The organism is Leucobacter luti (assembly GCF_019464495.1).
GTDB lineage: Bacteria > Actinomycetota > Actinomycetes > Actinomycetales > Microbacteriaceae > Leucobacter > Leucobacter luti_A.
On sequence record NZ_CP080492.1, the window covers coordinates 862,946 to 883,320 of the forward strand.

The 20,375-nt window shown below is 65.3% G+C and carries 18 protein-coding genes; 5 read left to right on the top strand and 13 right to left on the bottom strand.

Annotated features, from left to right (window positions below):
• Positions 1–30: 30 nt before the first annotated feature.
• Positions 31–2,376 (bottom strand): 5-methyltetrahydropteroyltriglutamate--homocysteine S-methyltransferase, encoded by a 2,346-nt coding sequence (metE, locus tag K1X41_RS03910; RefSeq protein ID WP_220175359.1) that lies wholly within the window; start codon positions 2,374–2,376, stop codon positions 31–33.
• Between the two features lie 222 nt (positions 2,377–2,598).
• On the opposite strand from metE, the gene K1X41_RS03915 reads away from it, so the two are divergent.
• Positions 2,599–3,954 (top strand): PAS domain-containing protein, encoded by a 1,356-nt coding sequence (locus tag K1X41_RS03915; protein WP_220175360.1) that lies wholly within the window; start codon positions 2,599–2,601, stop codon positions 3,952–3,954.
• Between the two features lie 39 nt (positions 3,955–3,993).
• Here K1X41_RS03915 and hflX read toward each other — a convergent pair whose 3' ends face one another.
• On the bottom strand, positions 3,994–5,571 hold the full coding sequence (gene hflX / locus K1X41_RS03920; RefSeq protein ID WP_132204867.1) for a GTPase HflX: 1,578 nt from the start codon (positions 5,569–5,571) through the stop codon (positions 3,994–3,996).
• 97 nt (positions 5,572–5,668) lie between these two features.
• On the opposite strand from hflX, the gene K1X41_RS03925 reads away from it, so the two are divergent.
• Positions 5,669–6,325 (top strand): class I SAM-dependent methyltransferase, encoded by a 657-nt coding sequence (locus K1X41_RS03925; protein ID WP_220175361.1) that lies wholly within the window; start codon positions 5,669–5,671, stop codon positions 6,323–6,325.
• Between the two features lie 19 nt (positions 6,326–6,344).
• Here K1X41_RS03925 and dapF read toward each other — a convergent pair whose 3' ends face one another.
• The gene (gene dapF / locus K1X41_RS03930) at positions 6,345–7,226 is read right to left on the bottom strand and encodes a diaminopimelate epimerase (RefSeq protein ID WP_132204863.1); all 882 of its coding nucleotides are present in this window, start codon (positions 7,224–7,226) and stop codon (positions 6,345–6,347) included.
• 56 nt (positions 7,227–7,282) lie between these two features.
• Positions 7,283–7,702: a GNAT family acetyltransferase gene (locus K1X41_RS03935; protein WP_133616154.1), complete on the bottom strand. Its 420-nt coding sequence runs from the start codon at positions 7,700–7,702 to the stop codon at positions 7,283–7,285.
• Between the two features lie 89 nt (positions 7,703–7,791).
• Between K1X41_RS03935 and K1X41_RS03940 the strand changes: the two genes are divergently transcribed.
• The 3 genes from K1X41_RS03940 (at position 7,792) to K1X41_RS03950 (ending at position 9,825) form a co-directional block, all read left to right on the top strand.
• Positions 7,792–8,307, top strand: a complete 516-nt coding sequence (locus tag K1X41_RS03940) for a nucleoside deaminase (RefSeq protein ID WP_133616153.1) — start codon at positions 7,792–7,794, stop codon at positions 8,305–8,307.
• Positions 8,308–8,431: 124 nt separating this feature from the next.
• A complete protein-coding gene (locus K1X41_RS03945; RefSeq protein WP_220175362.1) occupies positions 8,432–8,764 on the top strand; it encodes a PadR family transcriptional regulator in 333 nt (110 codons plus the stop codon).
• Positions 8,761–9,825, top strand: coding sequence for a permease prefix domain 1-containing protein (locus tag K1X41_RS03950; protein WP_220175363.1), 1,065 nt, complete (start codon positions 8,761–8,763; stop codon positions 9,823–9,825). The genes K1X41_RS03945 and K1X41_RS03950 overlap by 4 nt, the downstream gene beginning before the upstream one ends.
• A 47-nt stretch (positions 9,826–9,872) precedes the next feature.
• On the opposite strand, the gene miaA is transcribed toward K1X41_RS03950, so the two are convergent.
• The 9 genes from miaA to K1X41_RS03995 form a co-directional block, all read right to left on the bottom strand.
• A complete protein-coding gene (gene miaA, locus K1X41_RS03955; protein ID WP_133616151.1) occupies positions 9,873–10,784 on the bottom strand; it encodes a tRNA (adenosine(37)-N6)-dimethylallyltransferase MiaA in 912 nt (303 codons plus the stop codon).
• The gene (gene miaB / locus K1X41_RS03960) at positions 10,781–12,322 is read right to left on the bottom strand and encodes a tRNA (N6-isopentenyl adenosine(37)-C2)-methylthiotransferase MiaB (protein ID WP_133616150.1); all 1,542 of its coding nucleotides are present in this window, start codon (positions 12,320–12,322) and stop codon (positions 10,781–10,783) included. Before miaB ends, miaA begins: the two co-directional genes overlap by 4 nt.
• A gap of 506 nt (positions 12,323–12,828) precedes the next feature.
• Positions 12,829–13,878 (bottom strand): regulatory protein RecX, encoded by a 1,050-nt coding sequence (locus K1X41_RS03965; protein ID WP_220175364.1) that lies wholly within the window; start codon positions 13,876–13,878, stop codon positions 12,829–12,831.
• A gap of 4 nt (positions 13,879–13,882) precedes the next feature.
• Positions 13,883–15,019 (bottom strand): recombinase RecA, encoded by a 1,137-nt coding sequence (gene recA / locus K1X41_RS03970; protein ID WP_220175365.1) that lies wholly within the window; start codon positions 15,017–15,019, stop codon positions 13,883–13,885.
• Between the two features lie 328 nt (positions 15,020–15,347).
• Positions 15,348–15,566: a DUF3046 domain-containing protein gene (locus K1X41_RS03975; RefSeq protein WP_220175366.1), complete on the bottom strand. Its 219-nt coding sequence runs from the start codon at positions 15,564–15,566 to the stop codon at positions 15,348–15,350.
• 102 nt (positions 15,567–15,668) lie between these two features.
• A complete protein-coding gene (locus K1X41_RS03980; protein ID WP_132204843.1) occupies positions 15,669–15,989 on the bottom strand; it encodes a helix-turn-helix domain-containing protein in 321 nt (106 codons plus the stop codon).
• Positions 15,990–16,191: 202 nt separating this feature from the next.
• The gene (locus K1X41_RS03985; RefSeq protein ID WP_258566642.1) at positions 16,192–16,695 is read right to left on the bottom strand and encodes a CinA family protein; all 504 of its coding nucleotides are present in this window, start codon (positions 16,693–16,695) and stop codon (positions 16,192–16,194) included.
• A 73-nt stretch (positions 16,696–16,768) separates the two neighbouring features.
• Entirely contained in the window at positions 16,769–17,374 is a 606-nt protein-coding gene (gene pgsA, locus K1X41_RS03990; protein WP_220175368.1) for a CDP-diacylglycerol--glycerol-3-phosphate 3-phosphatidyltransferase, read from the bottom strand.
• A gap of 4 nt (positions 17,375–17,378) precedes the next feature.
• Positions 17,379–20,285, bottom strand: a complete 2,907-nt coding sequence (locus K1X41_RS03995; protein ID WP_220175369.1) for an FtsK/SpoIIIE family DNA translocase — start codon at positions 20,283–20,285, stop codon at positions 17,379–17,381.
• Positions 20,286–20,375: the final 90 nt, after the last annotated feature.

Below are 20,375 nucleotides of genomic sequence, written 5' to 3' on the forward strand. Positions count from 1 at the left end.
AGCTCCCCGGCTGCACCCTGCGTCACGGCGCTACGCTCCGCGGACGGCGCGGGCCGCCTGCACGAGGTTAGTGAGACTCGCGACGGTCTCCTCGTAGCCGCGGGTCTTGAGCCCGCAGTCGGGGTTGACCCAGAGCTGCTCTCCCGGGATCCGAGCAGCGGCGAGCTGGATCAGTTCGGTCTGCTCGGCCACGCTCGGGACGCGCGGCGAGTGGATGTCGTAGACGCCCGGCCCGATTCCGCGCGAATAGCCATGATCGCCGAGCGGTTCGACGACGTCCATGCGGCTGCGCGCGGCCTCGATACTCGTCACATCAGCGTCGAGACCATCGACCGCGTCAATGATTTCACCGAACTCGGAGTAGCACAGATGTGTATGGATCTGCACCTCGCTCGCGGCTCCAGCGGTGGCGAGCCGGAACGCACCGACTGACCAGTCGAGGTAGGCGGCCTGACGGTCGGCGTCGAGCGGGAGCAACTCGCGCAGCGCGGGCTCGTCGACCTGGACAATCTTGATCCCTGCCTCAACGAGGTCATTGATCTCGTCACGCAGCGCAAGTGCGACCTGGCTAGCGGTGTCTGCGAGCGGCAAATCATCACGCACGAAGGACCAGGCGAGGATCGTCACGGGGCCCGTCAGCATGCCCTTGACCGGACGCTCGGTGAGCGACTGCGCGTACACTGACCACGCCACCGTCATGGGCGCCGGGCGGGACACATCACCCCACAGAATCGAGGGACGCGTGGCGCGCGTGCCGTAGGACTGCACCCAGCCGTGCTCGGTGACTGCGAAACCGTCGAGCAACTCGGCGAAGTACTGCACCATGTCGTTGCGCTCGGCCTCGCCGTGCACGAGCACATCGAGACCGATCTCCTCCTGGAGCCGGATGACACGCTCGATCTCGGCGCGCAGGAAGCCGTCGTAAGCCGCCTGATCGATCTCTCCACGAGCGAATGCCGCGCGGGCCACACGAATCTCGGACGTCTGCGGGAAGGAACCGATCGTGGTGGTGGCCAGCTCGGGGATGTTCAGAGCGCGCTGCGCGTCTCGGCGGTCTCCCTCTGGGGCGCGGTCTCGGTCTGCTGCGGTCACCGCTGCAGCACGATCCCGGATCGCGGCCGTGCTGACACCGGGGGCAGCAGCACGATCAGCGAGCACCGCGTCAACTTCAGCCAGTTCTGCTTCCACCGATGCCGCGTCGTTCAGGCCCTTCGCGAGGATCGCCACCTGCTCGACCTTCTGATCGGCAAACGCGAGCCAGCTGCGCAGCCGAGCGTCAAGCTTCGTCTCGTCCGAGACGTCGTGCGGGACATGCTGCAGACTGTTGCTCGTGCCAATCACGGTCGCGATGCCCGCGTCTTGCAGTCGTGTGGCGGTGGCAAGCGCAGCGCGGAGGTTCGTCCGCCAGATGTTCCGGCCGTCGACCACGCCGGCAACGAACTGTGTGCCTTCGAACGCGGCAGCGAGCGAGCCGTCCGCGAGCTCGGACTCCGGGAGGGAACCCCGCACGAGATCGGCCTGCACAGCTTCGATGGGCAGCGCCGCAAGACGGCTGAGCGCTGCGGCCGAGTCGCCGTACGGTGCGGTCAGCAAGATCGCAGGGCGCGCCGACGCACCGCCGAGCGTGGCGTACGTCCGCTCAACAAGAGCAAGGATCTCGGCGCGTGGCACGGAGAGCGAGTCGGAAACGAGCGCCGGCTCGTCCAGTTGCACCCAAGCAGCTCCGGCCGCCGCAAGATCAGCGAGAAGCTGGGCATACACCGCAACAATCTCGTCGAGGCGATCGAGCGGAGCGAAGCCCTCTCCCGCGGCGTCAGACGCCTTCGCCAGCAGAGCGTAGGTCACCGGTCCGACGAGCACGGGGCGAGACTCAATCCCCTGCTCTTTCGCCTCGGCGAGGTACGAGACGAGTGCTGCCGAGTTCGCGGCGAGCGGGGTCTGTTCATCGAGCTCGGGAACGCTGTAGTGGTAGTTCGTGTCAAACCACTTGGTCATCTCGAGCGGTTGGTGATCCTTGTCGCCGCGCGCAAGCGCGAACGTTGCCGTGAGGTCGCTGCTTCCCACCGCGTCAGCGAAGCGGTGCGGGATCGCACCGAGCGCGATCGTCGCGTCGAGCACCTGGTCATAGAAGCTGAAACTCTCGGGCACGGCACCGCCGGTCGCGGGCAGGCCGAGCTCAACGAGGCGCGTGCGCGTTGCCGCACGCAGTTCGCGTGCGGTCTCTCCCAGCTGGGCTTCGTCCGTCGCGCCCTTCCAGAACGATTCGATCGCGCGCTTCAGTTCGCGGCGCCGACCGATCCGGGGGTACCCGAGGATCGTTGCGTTGGGAAGTGGCGTGACGGTCTGGGACGGTGCAGGCTGCGAAGTTGCAGTCATGGGGTGTTCCTCCGGGATCGTGCGGGGGCGGACGACGGCCCGGCGTGATCCCGGGCACCTCACAGCTAACCCTGCCCGGGCGCGCTCCGCACGAATGTTGCGCTGTGTGAACTACGTAGTGTTACGGAGCGAGTGTCACATCGGGTCGGCACGAGGCCCACTCGCGTGTCCACTACGGCTAGGCTAGCGGTGTTGACCGTGGGGGCCGAAGAAAGCACAGCAATGGCACACCAGGCAGCCCCGACCGGCGAAATTCACGAAGTCGGCATCGCAGACATCTTCTTTTCCACCACGGATCGCCGCGGTGTGATTGAGCATGCGAACGATCTCTTCGTCTCGTTTTCCCGCTTTGAACGGGTCGAACTGATCGGTTCCCCGCACGCAATGATGCGGCACCCTGACATGCCAGGAGCCGTCTTCCACGAGATGTGGGCCGCGCTGCTCGCCGGACGGCCGTTCGCCGGCCACGTCACCAACCTTGCGGCCGACGGCAGCACCTATTCGGTCTACGCAACGGTCACACCGCTCAGTACCGGGGGCTTTCTTTCGGTCAGGATTCGCCCGATGGACGAGGCTCAGGCCGCGATGGCGCGGGACCTGTACCGAGATCTGCTGGCGTTTGAGACAGGATTGCGCGCGGTTGGCGTGACGCGCCGCGCGGCCGCCGAGCGCGGGGCGGCGAAGTTCACCGAGTTGCTCTCGGTGGCTGGATTCCCCTCACTCACGGCGCTGCAGCAGCACACACTTCCGCGGGAAGTCGCGAGGTTTGAGCGGCGCTCAGATCCACTGCCCCACCGCCCGGATGCCACAGGAGAAGTTGCGGAACTTCTCGCGACGGTCACCGAAGTGGATGCGGTGCTGAGTTCATCTTCGCTGCAACAGCGCCACCTCGCCACTCTCTCAACCTCGCTGCAGCGCGTCGGCAGCCAGCTGCAGCGCGAGCTCGAGGCAACCTCGCGCAATATCGGGCAGATCACGGCCCTCGCCGGGTCGAGCACGGCGCCGCCCGATCTCTTCGAGCCGCTGACGATCTGGGCGCAGATGCAGGGGCTGATCCAGAGCTACACTGTTGACCTCATCGCGGTGCTGCGCCGGCTCGACGAGAACAGTGCGGAGCATCGCTTCCGGGTCGCCCTCGCGAAGCTCCACACTCGAATGATGGCGTCGTTCGTGATCGAACGTATCGACGCACCGGATCGACAGAAAACGCAGACGACGGCAATCTCGCTGCTTGCCGAGTCGCTGCGCCTCGGACTCACAGAAATGAATGAACACGCAGTTGCACACCGTGCGCTCACCGCCGAGACCGTCGCTGCAATCACCAAGTCGGAGTCAGTGCTCGCAATCCCTCGCGAACTCCTGGTGAATTGGAACCAGCAGCTCGCCGGGATCGAGCTCTCATCAGAAATGCAGCGGCTTGCGCACGACGTGACCGAGTCGATCACGCAGCTCGGTGAGACGCTCGCAGAGCTCCAGGGCGTGGTGTCCCTGTGCGGCAGGATCGGCGCCGAGAGCGACGCTGAGGAACTGTTGGGTCTTGTCGCGCGGATCGATCCGGTCCATACCCCACGACACTAGGTGCGGATGGTGCTGACGTGGCGTGAGCCGCAGCACCCGCTACTGCAGGTAGTCCGTCAGCTTCGAGAGCATCTCCTCAGTGACGAAGGCGCGCACCCGCGTGCCCTCGGCAACATACTCAGTCTCCATCACTCGGTTGCGCTCGTGCATCTCAGCAACGAGCTCACCGCGGTCATACGGCACGATCACGGTGACCTCGCGGTCCGGAATGGGGAGCGCACTGTGCACTCTCCGGGTGAGCTCCGCAATCCCCTCGCCGGTCCGCGCCGAGACGAACACCGCGTCCGGCACCAAGCCGTGCAGCACCATCCGCTGCGACTCGTCAATCAGATCGGCCTTGTTGAACGCAACGATCTCGGGGATTCCCTGTGCGTCGACCTCAGCGATGACCTCGCGCACGGTGCGCAGCTGTGCCTCCGGATCCGGGTGGGAGCCGTCGACCACGTGGAGGATCACGTCGGCCTCCCCGACTTCCTCGAAGGTCGAACGGAACGCTTCAACCAGCTGGTGGGGCAGCGCTCGCACAAAACCGACGGTGTCGGTGAAGGTGAATTGGCGCCCGTCGTCAGTCTCGGCGTGCCGCACAGCGGTGTCGAGTGTGGCGAACAGCTGGTTCTGCACCAACTCCTGCGTTCCGGTGAGGCGGTTGAGCAGACTCGACTTCCCAGCGTTCGTATACCCGGCGATCGCGACAGAGGGCACCTCCGCACGCTTCCGGTTAGCGCGCTTCGCTGCGCGGGCAGGGCCCATTTCTTTGATCTGTTTGCGGAGCTTCGCCATGCGCGTGTGGATCTTACGCCGGTCAAGTTCCATCTTGGTCTCGCCTGGGCCACGGGACCCCATACCTGCGCCCGCAGAACCGACCTGGCCACCTGCCTGCCTCGACATCGAGTCGCCCCAGCCGCGCAGACGGGGCAGCAGATACTGCAACTGCGCGAGCTCGACCTGAGCTTTGCCTTCGCGGCTTTTCGCGTGCTGGCTGAAGATGTCGAGGATCACCGCGGTGCGGTCGATCACCTTCACCTTGACGACGTCCTCAAGCGCGCGCCGCTGGGAGGGAGCGAGTTCCGTGTCAGCGATAACCGTGTCGGCGCCGACCGCCGCGACGAGCTCGGCGAGTTCTTGCGCTTTCCCCTTGCCAAGGTAGGTGGCCGGATCGGGGTTCGCGCGGCGCTGCAATAGGCCGTCGAGCACCTCAGCGCCCGCAGTCTCCGCAAGCGCAGCCAGTTCGCGGAGCGAGTTCTCTGCGTCATCGGTCGACTTCTGCGAGTAAATCCCGATCAACACCACATTCTCGAGCCGCAGCTGGCGGTATTCCACCTCGGTCACGTCTTCGAGCTCGGTGGAGAGCCCAACAACGCGGCGGAGCGACGCGCGATCCTCGCGCTCCATCCGGATAGCGTCGAGATCGGCGCCGAGCTGATCGTGTGACTCGTCGCCCAGTGCCAGCGCCCCGCCGGTGAGATCCCGGATCACGGTCGCCGATTCCGACGCGCTGGCGCGCGACAGCACGCGATCCAACGGATCGGAGGAACGGGCAGCAGTTTCCACCGCGGCCTCGACCGTCGAATCCTCAGTCGTCGTCTGGTCTGGGTCTACAGGAGAGCGTTTCGTCATGTGACCTCTCAGTGTACGCCGGGCGCGTCAGCTGCGCACGGGTCGTTCGCCGTGGGCGCAGGCCGGAGCAACGGCCGCGGCCTGCGATACTGGTCACGTGACCCAGCACTACTTTTCTGAGAGCCCAGCAGGCGACTTCCGCCCCCGAGACATCGAGGTCGAGCTCGCCGGCGCGCCACGCAAGGTCCGCACTGCCGGCGGAGTCTTCAGTCCTGAGCACCTCGATCGCGGTACGGAGATCTTACTCAAGACGCTCGCACGCGAGCGCGAACGGGGCCGAGAGCACGCCGCCGAGCACGATCCCGACTCCGAGCTGCGCGGTGGCGCGGTGCTCGATCTCGGCTGTGGCTGGGGTCCGATTGCGCTCGCAGCTGCGCTTGAGACTCCGGAACGTGAGGTGTGGGCGATCGACATCAATGAGCGCTCACGTGAGCTCACTCGCACGAACGCGGCGATGCTCGGGATCACGACGGTGCGAGTTGCCGCGCCTGAGGAGGTCCCAGCAGCAGTGACGTTTGCGGAGATTCGCTCCAACCCGCCGATCCGGATCGGCAAAGCGGCGCTGCACGAGCTCCTCACCCAGTGGCTGCCGCGCCTCGCCCCGGGCGGTGTGGCGCACCTCGTCGTCGCGAAGCACCTCGGCGCAGATTCGCTGCAGCGCTGGATCGCAGAGACCTTCTCTGAACTCGCTGTCGAGCGCGTCGCCCGCGACAAGGGCTTCCACGTTATACGGGCGGTCCGCTCGGAGCGCTGATGGCCTCCGTCCGTCGCCGCTAAGCGTCCGGGAGTTCGATCTGGCCGGAGTAGACGAGCTGGGCTGGGCCGTTGAGCGAGACGTGCTCGCCCTCCTCAGTCGGGAACATTCTCACCGCGAGGCGCCCGCCTGGCACGTCAACACGCCAGTGGTTCGGCATCCCTTCGCCGCCCCAGTGCCGGAAAGCGAGCGCCGCGGCAGCCGTGCCCGTGCCGCAGGACAGCGTTTCGCCGACCCCGCGCTCGTGCACGCGCATCCGGATTCGTGCGACTCCGTCTGCGATCAGCGGCTCTTCCGGCACCACAAACTCGATGTTTGCACCCTCCGCAGCGGCAGGCTCAAGCGCCGGCGCCCGATGCAGATCGAGACCGTCAAGCTCGCTTGCATTCGCGAGCGCGGTCACCACGTGAGGGTTCCCGAGGTCGATCCCAAGCCCTGGCCGCGCAACGTCAAGACCCTGTGCGGCAACAAGTCGCTCTCCGGCGAGGCGCCAGCGGCCCAAGTCCACGGTGTACCCGCTCACTCCGGCGAGCACGTCCTTCACTCCGGCACGTGTGCCGATTGGCAGTGTGTCACGCCGCTCCGGCGCAACAAGGCCCTCAGTGATCAGGTAGTGCGCGTACACCCGGATCCCATTCCCGCACATTTCAGCGGGAGTACCGTCGGCATTCCAGTAGTCCATGAACCACTCGGCTTCCGGCTCCTCCGCGAGACTGGCCGCCCCCTCGGGCAGCGCACGGGAGCGCACTGCGCGGATCACGCCGTCGGCGCCGATACCAGTGTGCCGATCGCACAGGAAGCGGATCTGCGCTGGGGTGAGCGCGCACTCGCCGTCGGGATCGGTGAAAAGCACGAAGTCGTTGCCCGTGCCATGGCCCTTGGTAAAGGCGAGCGTCGTCATGTGGACAGTCTACGGGGACTGAGCCTCCGGGACTCTCTGCTGGATCGGCTGCAGGATCAGCTGTCGAGGCGCTTTCCGCGCACCAGCACCTCCGCGTCCTCGTAGCCGAGTGCATCGTAGTAGCTGAGCACGCCGTCGTTCTCGGAACGCACCATGAGCTGGACTTTCGGGCAGCCCATCGCACTGAGCCTGGTCTCAGCCTCCGCGACAAGCGCGAGTCCGATCCCCTGGCCCGAGCGATCCGCCGCACTCGCGAGGTAGTAGAGCCAGCCGCGATGGCCGTCGTAGCCGGCCATCACGGATCCGACAACGGCGTTTTGATCCGCGGCAACGAGGAAGAGCTCCGGCTGCACGCTGAGCTTACGCAAGATGTCTGCTGCCGGATCATTCCAGGGCCGCGTGAGGCCGCGCGCGTGCCACAGCGCGATGACCTGTTCAGTGTCGGAAACGACGAACTCGCGGATGGTGAACGGCATACGGGGTCCTCTCGGGGGTTTCGGATCCCCGAGCGTATCAGCGCAGGCGCAGCAATCCGACACCACCCGCAAGCTGTTACGTTGAGGCAATGAACCCGTCGGCAGCGCACAACAACACCCAGCTCTCACCCACCGACCTGAGGCTTCTTCGGCGCTGCATTGCGCTCGCAGCGCAGGCGCTCACTGACGGGGACGAGCCGTTTGGGTCGGTGCTGCTCGATGACAGGGGCGAGATCCGCTTCGAGGATCACAATCGCGTCGCTCGCGGCGACGCCACACGGCATCCCGAGTTCGAGATTGCGCGCTGGGCCGCGGAGCACCTCACTCCGGAAGAGCGTGCGGCGAGCACCGTGTATACCTCGGGTGAGCACTGCCCGATGTGCGCGGCAGCCCACGGCTGGGTGGGTCTTGGCCGGATTGTCTACGCCGCGAGTACCGCACAGCTCTCAGCCTGGATGAGCGAGTGGGGCATCGCACCAGGCCCTGTCGCTGCGCTCTCGATCCAGACCGTGATTCCCGGCGTACCTGTGTCTGGCCCGGCCCCGGAGCTCACTGCAGCCATACGCGCCCTCCATGCCGCACACTACGGCATCATCACGCAATAGTGTGCGGCACGGAGCGTGCACCGCGGGCTCGACGAGGGTGGACGACCACAGCAGACGCTTGACGTACTATGACTGACGTAGTATGTTCGTCATAGCAAATCACCCCACCTCGTCAGGAGTCACCATGATCGGAGCAGATGCGATCCGCGGGTACGTGGATCTCATGGTGCTATCGCTACTGCGCTCGGGACCGTCGTATGCGTACGAACTCGCACAGCGCATCAGCGCGGTCACCGGAGCGGACTACGCGATCAAACAGACCACGCTCTACTCCGCGGTCAAACGGCTCGAGGCGAGCGAACTCGTGAGCTCCTTCGCGAACGTGTCCCCCTCAGGCAAACCACGCACCTACTACCAAATCACGACCGCTGGCATTGAGCATCTTGATCAAAAGGTCGCCGAGTGGCACCGCACCAAGTCCGTCGTCGACCGATTCATCGAAGGAGTCGAACTGTGAACATCATCATCAGTTACCTAGACACCATGTTCAGCGCATACCCCGAGACCCCTCGCCTCCTCGAGGCCAAGGCTGAGCTCCAAGGCATGATGGAGGACGCCTACACGAGCCTCCTCGCCGAGGGGCGCTCCGAGAACGAGGCAGTGGGCCAAGTCATTCGTGATTTCGGCAACCTGGCGGAAGTCGCGCCTGAACTCGGAATCACGACAGAGCTCAACCCGATCGCCGCTCCAGCGCTTGCCGCACCAATGCCCGCGGCATCAGCGCCCGCTGCAGCACCAGAGCCGCCCCGGCACCCACCCGTCACCATGTCCGAGGCGCGCGAGTACGCTGATGCGAGGCAACGCATCCGGTACCGGGTTGCGCTCGCAGTCGCGCTGTTTGTGGTCTCCCCGGTCGCCCTTGTCGTGCTTCCCACCGCCGCTCGCGCCGGAGTAGCCGGGGTCACCGACGGTGTCGCGAGCCTGATCGGAATCGTCACCCTCTTCGCGTTCGTTGCAGCTGGCGTCCTGACCCTTGTCAGCACCACACACGAGCTGGCCGCATTCGCGCGCATCACCGAGGGCCGCTTCACCCCGGACCCCGTCGTCTCAGCCTGGGCTACCGAACTGAGACAGCAGCACGAACGCACGCGAACCCGCGCACTGCAGGTGTCCGTGCTGCTCTGGATTCTCTCACCGGTCCCGGTCATTGCGTTCTCATTCCTTGATGGTCTCCCGAATGAGAATCTCTGGATCGTCTGCGGCGTCGCGGCCATGCTTGCGTTCGTCGCGACCGGCCTCTTCGTCCTCCTCCCGAACGCCTGGGCATACTCAGTCGCGGAGCGCCTGACCGGAGCGGAGGCTGCGCAAGAAGCGGCGAAAGCGGAAGAGCATGGAATTGTGGGAGTGATCGCCTCGTTCTATTGGCCACTTCTCACCGCCATTTATCTCGGCTGGAGCTTCATCGGCAACGCCTGGGACCAGTCCTGGATCCTCTGGCCAGTAGGTGCCGTGCTATTCGGCGCGATTGCCGCAGGGGCGGGCGCACTTGATACGTACCGCAAGAATCAGCGCCGCTGAGGCGGGTGGCCGCGTCGAGTGCCGGATCTGGCTACGCCCAGCCCTGCTTAGCTGAGATCCGGCAGCTCGCCAGCTGCTTGCCACGCCACCTCGGCGTAGCGCCGAAACCAGCTCACCTGCCGCCGCGCATAGCGACGAGTCAACGCCTGCGTCTCAGCGATCGCTTCCTGCTCGGTCATGCGACCCTGCAGCTGCGCCAGTGCTTGGGCGTAACCGATGGCGCGCGAGGCGGTCTTGCCCTCGGTAATCCCTGCAGGAATCAACCGGGCGACTTCTTCCACCAGCCCGTCTGCCCACATATCCAGTACTCGCTGGTCGAGCCGGGCCACCAGCTCGGGGCGATCACAGTGCACACCGATAATTCGTGTCGATGTATGCCACAGCTGGGGGGCTGCAGGCAGCGTGGTCTGAGCATCGCCGCCGAGCATCGCGACTTCGAGCGCGCGCACAACGCGACGCGGGTTCCGTGAGTCGACGGTCGCAGCTGCAGCCGGTGCAAGCTCTGCAAGTCGCGCCAGGAGTGCATCCGTCCCACCGCTTGCGAGTTCACTCTCGAGGCGCGCGCGGAGTTCCTCATCGCGAGGCGGGAACTGGAAGTCGAAGATGGCACTCGATACGTAGAGCCCAGACCCGCCAACGAGGATCGCATCTGCCCCTCGTGCGTGGATCTCGGCGATCGCGCCACGGGCCGCAGGCTGGTACCACGCGACGGTGGCCTCAGTAGCAGGGCGTAGCGCGTCAAAGAGGTGGTGTGGGATCCCGCGCCGCTCCCCCAGCGGGAGCTTCGCAGTTCCGATGTCCATGCCGCGATACAACTGCATGGCGTCGGCGTTCACGATCTCGGCGGGCCGTCCGCTTCGTGCCAGTGCTTCCGCGAGGTCAAGCGAGAGCGCTGACTTGCCGGTGCCCGTCGCCCCGACCACCGCCCAGAGGCGAGGCTGAGCGGTGACCCCGCTCATCGGATGCGGAGCGTTGGCAGACCGAGGTTCACGGCGCGCGGCGTCGTGGCACCGGCCGGGGCTGGGACCCCACAGCTCTCCGCTTGGCGCCGATCCCACGCATCTCCAGCGCGGGTGCGTCGCACTGCGTAGACGCCTGGGACCTCGTCAGCAATATTGAAGTGCGGTGCCGCCGCCGTGATCTGCACGGTGACGACATCGCCTGGTCGCGGCTCCTCCGCGCCTTCGGGCACTGCGAAGTGGATCAGGCGATTGTCTTCTGCCCGTCCGGTGAACCGGCGGGAGGCCGCGTCTTTCCTGCCCTCGCTTACGCCAGTGAGTACGTGCACCGTGCGCCCGATCTGGGCTTGGTTCTCTTCGAGGGAGAGCCGTTCCTGCAGGGCGTGCAGCCGCTCGTAACGCTCCTGCACAACTTCCTTTGGCACCTGGTGTTCCATCGTGGCGGCCGGCGTGCCGGGCCTGATCGAGTACTGGAAGGTGAAGGCACTGGAGAAGCGTGACGCCTCGACGACGCGCATGGTCTCTAGGAAGTCCTCTTCGGTTTCTCCGGGGAAGCCGACGATGATGTCGGTCGTAATTGCGGCATCGGGGATCTGGGCCCGCACATCGTCGAGGATCCCGAGAAACTTCTTGGACCGGTAGGAGCGACGCATAGCTTTGAGCACCGTGTCGGATCCTGACTGCAGGGGCATGTGCAGTGAGGGCATTACATTGTGGGTCTCCGCCATCGCAGCGATCACGTCGCCGGTGAATGCTGCGGGGTGCGGGCTCGTGAAGCGGACGCGCTCCAGGCCCTCGATCTCGCCCATTGCCCGGAGCAGCTTCCCGAAGGCCTGGCGATCGCCGAACTCGACGCCGTAGGTGTTCACGTTCTGCCCAAGCAGCGTCACCTCGATGGCACCGTCGTCGACAAGAGCCTGCACTTCGGCAAGCACATCGCCCGGTCGGCGGTCTTTCTCGGTGCCGCGAAGCGATGGCACGATACAGAACGTGCAGGTGTTGTTGCAGCCGACTGAGATCGACACCCAGCCGCTCGAAGCCGAGTCACGCTTCGTGGGAAGCGTTGACGGGAACACTTCGAGCGCTTCGAGGATTTCTACCTGCGCTTCTTCGTTGTGACGTGCACGCTCGAGCAGCGCGGGAAGAGACCCCATGTTGTGCGTACCAAAGACGACGTCCACCCACGGGGCCTTCTCAACGATGGTGCCCTGATCCTTCTGTGCAAGGCAGCCGCCGACCGCAATTTGCATGCCCTCGCGCTCGCGCTTCACGCCGGCGAGATATCCGAGATTGCCGTACAGCTTGTTGGCGGCGTTCTCGCGGACCGCACACGTGTTGATCACGATGACGTCAGCATCTGCGGGGTCGCTCGCCGCGACGTAGCCCGCCGCGTCGAGTGAGCCCGAGAGGCGTTCGGAATCGTGCACGTTCATCTGGCAGCCGAGCGTGCGCACGCTGTAGCTGCGCGGGCTGCCGTCGGGTCGCACCGCCGCGGGCGACGGGGCGATCCGGACAGGTTCAGCGGAGGCAAGACTCATATGCACAGTTTACCGGCGACGTCTCGACCGCTCACCACGCAGCGCGGTCGTGGCGAGGTATCCGCGTGATCTGAGTACGGTTCGGCGCTCAGCCGTGCGGAGTGCTCGCCGCAGCGAACAGCCCGCACGACTGTGCGCGCAGCAGGTTTTGCACATCACAGCATGCCCCGCGAGGAGCGACACACAGGCGGTTTCAGCCGAACGTTACCACTCAACTCCAAGGCCGGAACCCGAACTTGAGGCCGGATTCTCGGAAGCTGAGGCCGGGTTCTCGGAAGCTGAGGCCGGCTAACTGAAGGCTGCCGCCTGACACCCGATTCCCAAAAGCTGACGCCGGGTCCCTGGAGGCGTGCGCCGATCTCCCTGAGACTGGCGCCAGACTCACTAGGCCGGATACCGGACTCCTCAGGCCGGACGCCAGACTCCCTGCGTCGGACGCCAGACTCCCTGCGTCGGACGCCAGACTCCCTGCGTCGGACGCCAGTTTCCTGAAGCCTGACGGGGAGCTACCGGAATCTGACGCCACCGGCTGAACCGCCGGAGCGACCGGGTGAGCCCGGCCTGCCTGAGCGGCTGCCCGCGCTACCGTCGAGCGCTGCCTTGACCGCCCGGGTCGCCGGCTCCCCTGACCAGCCGCGGCGGGCGAGGAAGCCGAGCAGTCGACGCTCGGCCACCTGACGTTCGAGTCCTCCGAGCTTCGCAGCGCGCGCTTCCGCGGCGTCACGCAGCAACGAGTATTCTTCACTCTCGTCAAGCTCTCCGAGCACTTCATCGATCACTGCATCAGGCAGCCGTCGATCGCGCAGCTTTACACGGATCTGGGCTCGGCTCGCGCGCTTGCTCGTCCGCAGTTTCTCGGTGACGGTACGGGCGAGCCCGACATCGTCAAGATAGTGACTGTCGCGAAACTCGTCAATCAGGATGTCGACATCGTTTGCCGAGTGCTCGAGCCGCAGCAACTCCTCACGAAGCTCCCCGCTCGATCGGGCACGCCTCGCGAGCAATCGCACTCCGTCTTCATAGGCGATACGCGCGGCGTCTCCTGCAGACTCCTCCGCGACCTCCTCCGCATCGCGGTCCCTCACAAGCGCCGCCTCAATGGTGCGAGCGAGTGCCGCGACTGGCTCAGGCACGATCCCAGATCCAGGTGTATCGTCAGATTCCGGAGGCGCCGGAGCACTCGGGACGAGGCTGAGCACCGCTCGCTGCGGTGCGGACTGCTCGACTGAGCCCTCTTCCGCGTCCACGTCTGCGGCTGCGGCTGCGGCTGCGGCTGCGGCTGGATCAGTGTCTACGCCCTGTGCTGGATCAGTGCCTACGCCCTGTGCTGGATCAGTGCCTACGCCCTGTGCTGGATCAGTGTCTACGTCCTGTGCTGGATCAGCATCCTCGAGGCCGGCACGATCGCCGTCATCTCCGTCAACGTCCGCGGTGGTGTTGCCCCAGGCACGCTGCCGCAGCATGCCTCGGAGCTCGATGACCTCGGCAAGGTCAGGACGATCCTCCCCACCTCCTGGAGTGGGTGCGCCAGGAGGTGGGAGAAAGCGGACGGCCATGTGCCTACGCGCTCGCGCGCTGCTCGGCGTCGGCCTTCGCTGCCGGCGCGGCCTTTGCCGCGGGGGCAGTCTTCGCCGCCGCGTCCACCTTGGCACCAGCTTTCGCCGGGGGCGTCACTTCGGCAACAGCAGCTTCTGTACGTCCGTTGACGCCGAGCTTGGTGAGGATCTTCTCCTCGATCTCAGCAGCCATCTCGGGGTTCTGGATCAGGAAGCGCCGCGCGTTCTCCATGCCTTGGCCGAGCTGATCGCCGTCGTAGGTAAACCAGGCGCCGCTCTTCTTGATCAGTCCCTGCTCCACGCCGTAATCAATCAGCGAGCCTTCCCGTGAGATGCCAATTCCATACAGGATGTCAAACTCGGCCTGTTTGAAGGGCGGGGCCATCTTGTTCTTCACTACTTTGACGCGGGTGCGGTTGCCCACCGCGTCAGTGCCGTCTTTCAGCGTCTGAATGCGACGAATGTCGAGGCGCACGGAGGCGTAAAACTTCAGCGCCTTCCCGCCAGAGGTGGTCTCCGGGCTACCGAAGAAGACTCCGATTTTCTCGCGCAACTGATTGATGAAGATACAGGTGGTCTTCGTGGCGTTGAGGCTGCCGGTGATCTTGCGCAGCGCCTGCGACATCAGACGAGCCTGCAGACCGACGTGGCTGTCCCCCATCTCACCCTCGATTTCCGCCTTCGGCACGAGCGCCGCGACGGAGTCGATGACGACGAGGTCGACAGACCCGGAGCGGATCAGCATGTCAGCGATCTCAAGCGCCTGCTCACCCGTATCGGGCTGCGCGACAAGCAGGGCGTCAATATCAACACCGAGCTTCTTCGCGTATTCAGGGTCGAGCGCGTGCTCGGCATCAATAAACGCCGCGATGCCGCCCGCGCGCTGCGCGTTGGCGATGGCGTGCAGGGTGAGCGTGGTCTTGCCAGAGGACTCCGGGCCGTAGATCTCGATGATGCGACCGCGAGGAAGCCCGCCAATCCCGAGCGCGACGTCCAGCGCCACTGACCCGGTGGGGATGACCTCGACAGCGGCACGTTCCTGGCTGCCCATGCGCATGATCGCGCCCTTGCCGAAGTTTCGATCAATCTGCGCGAGCGCGGCTTCGAGGGCCTTTTCGCGATCTTTGGGTGATGCTGCCATGTTCTTGCTCCTTGGTGTGTGCGGCTGCGCCGCGGCGTTGCTGCCTACCGACTGTCTCGACCCCGTGTGGGGCAGACAAGGCACTGGTGTGTTCGTGTTTCTCACCATAGAACCGACCACCGACATTGGGACATGCGATGGGGGCAATGTGGATGAGAACGCCACGAACCTCACCTGTGGACGAAGTTAGCACCGATCGAACACACTTTCGAATACGGCTCCGGCGTGTTGCGCAGCAGCCGCACGGGAGCCGCTCCGGATCCGTAGCGCGCTCACGGCGCCATCTGTGCGTGCAATCCCCGGACCGAGCTCTGGGGCGCTGGGGCCGCTACTGGGCTTCGCGCAAGCCACGCCCGTGGCGGCGTTCCACTGGCACCTGCAGGTCGACACACAGTGCCTCCCACACGTCACGCGGCGAGACTCCACGCTCGAGCGCTTCTATGGGCGTGCCCCCGACCGCAGCGAGCCAGTGGTCGCGCAGCAGCACCCCAGCGTATTCGGGGCCGAACTCTTCGGCGCACGCCAGACGAAACTCACTCAGCCTCACGCAACATCACCTGCCCCACACAAACGGCGAAGCGCCCGACCCCGAAGGGTCGGGCGCTCAAACCGCGCTGCTCGCGCGCGGAAGCTTCCTTCCGGCACGAGCCTAGGAGACGAGCTCGGGCGCGTAGCCCGAAACCAGATCTGCCGGCACCGTATCGGGAACACGGTTCGCGAGTGGGAGCGTGAGCCCCTCAACAATCGCGAGCCGCTCACTCACCTCGCCCATGATGACCGAGAGCGGTGTATCGAGCGCGTCGGCTACTGCGGCGAGGATCTCGCTCGAAGCTTCCTTCTGCCCGCGCTCCACTTCGCTCAGGTACCCCAGCGCGACACTCGCGTCTCCGGCAACCTGGCGCAGCGTGCGGCCCTTCTGTTGACGGAAGTCACGAAGCACGTCGCCGATCTCTTGACGCATCAGCACCATGTGGACCCTCCTTCACTCGCACGACCACCGGTCATGCGTCCACCCTACCCGCTTGGAGGCGATTCTACGCCGCGGGGACCCCACCCGGAATGAGTGGTGTTATTGGGAACAACTCAGACACTACCTTCTCTATTCCTGAAACTTCCCTGAACCTGAGTCTGGTCGACTCAACTTTCAGGAATTTAGGATGAAAATGATTGATTCAGGCAGAGTTCACTGCAGAGAGCAGCGCTTCTAGTGCCGCACGGACAGTCGCGGTGCGGATCGCCGACCGGTCGCCGCGCAACGTTTCGAGGCGGAACGATGTATCGTGCTCACCCGCGCTCACGCCGATCCATACTGTGCCAGCAGGCTGGCCAGTCTGGGGATCCGGATCCGGCCCTGCGACTCCCGTTGTCGCAATTCCGAGTTCAGGCTCATCCCACTCGGGCGGCTCCAGGGCCCCCTCCGCGGGGAGTGCGCACGCGCGCCGCACACCGCGCGCCATTTGCACCGCGACCGTGCCGTCAACTGGCCCGCGCCTGGAAAGGAGCTCTTGTTCCACACCCAGCAGTGAGTGTTTCAGCGCAGTGTTGTATGCAACCACTCCGCCGACGACCACGCGCGAGGCCCCTGGCACTGCCACAAGCGCGGAGAGCAGAGCACCGCCGGTCAGTGACTCAGCAACCGCAACTCGGAGACCACGCTCGGCTGCCTGCTCGATCACCTGTGTCGCGAGTTCGTGCGGAGACCGGTCCGGGGCCGGACCCCCATCCGAGGCCAACGCCCGTTCCGGAGTCTCAGCCGCGGGCACCGCTGTCCCGCCGCGACCGCACATATGCGAGCACGTAGTCAAGGCCGCTCAGGATCGTGAGCGCGACCGCGATGGTCATGGTGATGATGTTGAGCCAAATCGCCACGGGGGCCGCGGGCCCGAGCACGTCAGCGAGCGGCAGCAGCGCAAGAGTGATAGCCACGGACTGTGCGACGGTTTTCAGCTTGCCCATCCACGCCGCCGCAACGACCACATCGTGCACGATCATGAGGCGGTGGATCGTGACCGCGATCTCACGAATCAGCACGACGATCGTGACCCACCACGGCAGTTCACCAAGAATCGAGAGTCCGACAAGCGCGGCCCCGGTCAGGAACTTGTCGGCAATCGGGTCGAGCAATTTGCCCAGGTCTGTGATCAGACCGCGCGAGCGAGCCAGATAGCCGTCCCAGGCGTCCGTAGCAATCGCCACGACAAAGAATACGGCCGCGGCCCAGCGCAATGCGCCATTCTCACCGTTGTCGGCGAGCAGCATCCAGACGAAGAACGGGGTGGCGACGATGCGCGCCCCCGTGATGATATTCGGGGCATTCCAGTTGCTTGGCTTCGCGCCCGCTGCGGCATCACTCATGAGGTCAGTCTCGTCCTGTCAGGTTCCACGCGTCTTCGTCGTCGTCGCCTTCGACTTCTTCAAGCGTCGACTGGTACTTGGCAACCGGATCGTCGTAGCGGTCATCGTGCATCTGTGAGCTCGAGGTCGGCATCGCCTCAGTGAGCGGTTCCAGGACCGAAGTTTCCGGGTCACCTTCTCCGTGCCCAGCGCCCGAATCGGCAGGGGCCGTCTGAGCTTGCTGCACCGCTGGGGCAACGGGCGCAGCAGACGCGGCGGGGGCGGCAAACGGCTGCGACGGGGCCGGGCCACCCTTGAGCCGCGCCAGCATCTCTGGCAGCTGCTCGGGAGTCAAAAGCACGTCGCGTGCTTTCGATCCTTCGGAGGGCCCGACGATGTCGCGCGACTCCATCAGGTCCATGAGCCGACCGGCCTTCGCGAAACCGACCCGCAGCTTGCGCTGCAGCATCGACGTAGAGCCGAACTGTGAGGTCACCACGAGTTCGACGGCTGCGAGCAGCACCTCGAGATCGTCACCGATGTCTTCGTCGATGTCCTTCTTCTCGACGGTCTGTGCGACGTCGGAGCGGTACTCTGGCTGCGCTTGTGCCTTGACGTGCGCCACGACCTGCGCGATCTCGGATTCGTTCACCCAGGCACCCTGCACACGCATCGGCGTGGACTCACCGTTGAGCAGCAGCAGGCCGTCACCCTGACCAATGAGGCGCTCAGCACCGACCTCGTCAAGGATGACTCGGGAGTCGGTGCCAGATGCCACGGCGAACGCGTATCGGCTCGGCACGTTGGACTTGATCACGCCGGTGACAACGTTCACAGAGGGGCGCTGGGTCGCGAGCACGAGGTGGATCCCAGCTGCACGTGCGAGCTGCGTGATGCGCTGGATCGAATCCTCGACGTCGCGCGGGGCGATCAGCATGAGGTCTGCGAGCTCATCGACCACCACCAGGAGGTACGGATACGGCTTCAGCACGCGCTGGCTGCCAGCGGGCAAGACGATCCCACCTGAGCGGACCGCGTCGTTGAAGTCGTCGATGTGACGGAAACCGAAACTCGCCAGATCGTCGTACCGCATGTCCATCTCTTTCACGACCCACTGCAGCGCTTCTGCCGCCTTCTTGGCGTTCGTGATGATGGGGGTGATGAGGTGGGGAACCCCCTGATAGACCGTGAGCTCCACGCGTTTGGGATCCACGAGCACCATCCGCACTTCGGCAGGCGTTGCGCGCATCAGGATGCTCGTGATCATCGAGTTGATAAAGCTCGATTTACCTGAGCCGGTGGCACCGGCAACGAGCAGGTGGGGCATCTTCGCAAGGTTCGCGACGACGAAGCCGCCCTTGACGTCTTTGCCGACCGCGATCGTCATCGGGTGCGTGCTGCGCTGCGCACGGCTGGAGCGCAGCACGTCGCCGAGCGCGACGTTTTCGCGATCCTGGTTTGGGATTTCGATACCGATAGCGCTCTTGCCCGGGATCGGCGAGAGGATCCGGACCTCATTCGAGGCGACCGCGTACGAAAGGTTTTTGGAGAGCGCAGTCACCTTTTCGACTTTTACGCCGGGGCCGAGTTCGACCTCATACTGCGTCACAGTGGGGCCACGTGAGAAGCCGGAGACGCGCGCGTCCACCTTGAACTCCTCGAACACGCGCGCGAGCGCGGCCATGATCGTGTCGTTCGCGTCAGTGTGCGCCTTCGGGGCGTCACCAGCGGAGAGGGCGCTCGCATCGGGCAGGCGGTAGTCGGCCTGCTGGGCCGGTTCATGTGCTGGCGCAACGAGGAACGGTGCCGTGCTGGCAACCGGCTCATCTGCGGCCTCAGACGCTGGCGAGAAGTCGTCCCAAGAGTCATCGCCCAGCCCGGAGGCTGGTGCCGCTGCCACGGAACCAACCGCAGCCTCAGCCTGATCGAGTTCATCGAACAACTCAGCGGGGAACACCTCGGTGACGGGCTCAGGAGCGAGGGCCGAGTCAAACGCGACCTTGCGGGCCGGGGCATCAAGCGCAGGTGCCTCTTCGGCTCCGGAGAGCATCTCCTCAAGCGCAGCGTTGTCACTGGCATAGCCAGGATCTTCTTCCCGGCCGGAGGCGTTGCGCCGCCACCAGGGCAACGCACCCGTTTCGGCTTGCTGATCCTCGATATCGAACAGCGTTGCGTCGCTCCCCTTACGGTCCTTCTTTGCGGGGCGCGGTTCCGCAGGCACGTCACTCTCGACGACGCCAAACAGGAACGCGTACGCCTCACGAAGGCGACGCACGATCCGGCCGGGCGGCGTCTTCGTGACGATCAGGATCGAGAACAGCAGCACGAGCGAGAGCACTGGCACAGCGAACCACAGCGTCAGCGCTGCGAGCGGAGTGCCCACCATCCAGCCCAGCAAGCCACCAGCCTCCGCGAGCGCAGGCATGCCGTCGCGCGGGTTCGGCTGACCACCGTACACGTGCGTGAGGCCGGCAATCGCCGTGATCGCGAGGAAGAGGCCGATTGCAATGCGCCGATTGTCGGTGACGCTGGACGGGTGGTTAAACAGCCACAGCGCGAAGCCCATCATGATAATCGGGAGACCGAAGGCCACGCGGCCGAGCAACCCCCCGAAACTCCATGCGTCCAATTGCACCGCAACGGGGTGGCCAATCAGGAACCACTCGATCACCGCACCGGTGACGGCGAGCAGCACGAGCAGTAGCGGCACGCCGTCGCGGCGATCCTCCGGGGCAAGCGGTTCCACTCGGAACGCACGGGCGGCACCGCCGACGGCGTGCGCCAGACCGTTCCACACGCGGGTGACGACGCCCTCCGTGGGCTGCGCCTCGACGAGCACCTTCGTTTTTGCGGTCGCACGAGTGCCCGTTGCGCGGGATCCCCGCGCAGAAGGGCTACTCGATTTCGAGCGCGACGAAGCTTTACTGGCCATGTCCACTACGGTACAAGACACCACTGACACACGCGGTGTTCGGAGGCGGCGCGCCAAATATCGGACATCGGCACCACCACCGGCGCTGTG

Coding starts and splice junctions, on each gene's coding strand:
- metE (WP_220175359.1), bottom strand. CDS start 2,376: ATGACTGCAACTTCGCAGCCTGCACCGTCCCAGACCGTCACGCCACTT.
- K1X41_RS03915 (WP_220175360.1), top strand. CDS start 2,599: ATGGCACACCAGGCAGCCCCGACCGGCGAAATTCACGAAGTCGGCATC.
- hflX (WP_132204867.1), bottom strand. CDS start 5,571: ATGACGAAACGCTCTCCTGTAGACCCAGACCAGACGACGACTGAGGAT.
- dapF (WP_132204863.1), bottom strand. CDS start 7,226: ATGACGACGCTCGCCTTTACCAAGGGCCATGGCACGGGCAACGACTTC.
- K1X41_RS03935 (WP_133616154.1), bottom strand. CDS start 7,702: ATGCCGTTCACCATCCGCGAGTTCGTCGTTTCCGACACTGAACAGGTC.
- K1X41_RS03940 (WP_133616153.1), top strand. CDS start 7,792: ATGAACCCGTCGGCAGCGCACAACAACACCCAGCTCTCACCCACCGAC.
- K1X41_RS03945 (WP_220175362.1), top strand. CDS start 8,432: ATGATCGGAGCAGATGCGATCCGCGGGTACGTGGATCTCATGGTGCTA.
- miaA (WP_133616151.1), bottom strand. CDS start 10,784: ATGAGCGGGGTCACCGCTCAGCCTCGCCTCTGGGCGGTGGTCGGGGCG.
- miaB (WP_133616150.1), bottom strand. CDS start 12,322: ATGAGTCTTGCCTCCGCTGAACCTGTCCGGATCGCCCCGTCGCCCGCG.
- K1X41_RS03965 (WP_220175364.1), bottom strand. CDS start 13,878: ATGGCCGTCCGCTTTCTCCCACCTCCTGGCGCACCCACTCCAGGAGGT.
- recA (WP_220175365.1), bottom strand. CDS start 15,019: ATGGCAGCATCACCCAAAGATCGCGAAAAGGCCCTCGAAGCCGCGCTC.
- K1X41_RS03980 (WP_132204843.1), bottom strand. CDS start 15,989: ATGGTGCTGATGCGTCAAGAGATCGGCGACGTGCTTCGTGACTTCCGT.
- pgsA (WP_220175368.1), bottom strand. CDS start 17,374: ATGAGTGATGCCGCAGCGGGCGCGAAGCCAAGCAACTGGAATGCCCCG.
- K1X41_RS03995 (WP_220175369.1), bottom strand. CDS start 20,285: ATGGCCAGTAAAGCTTCGTCGCGCTCGAAATCGAGTAGCCCTTCTGCG.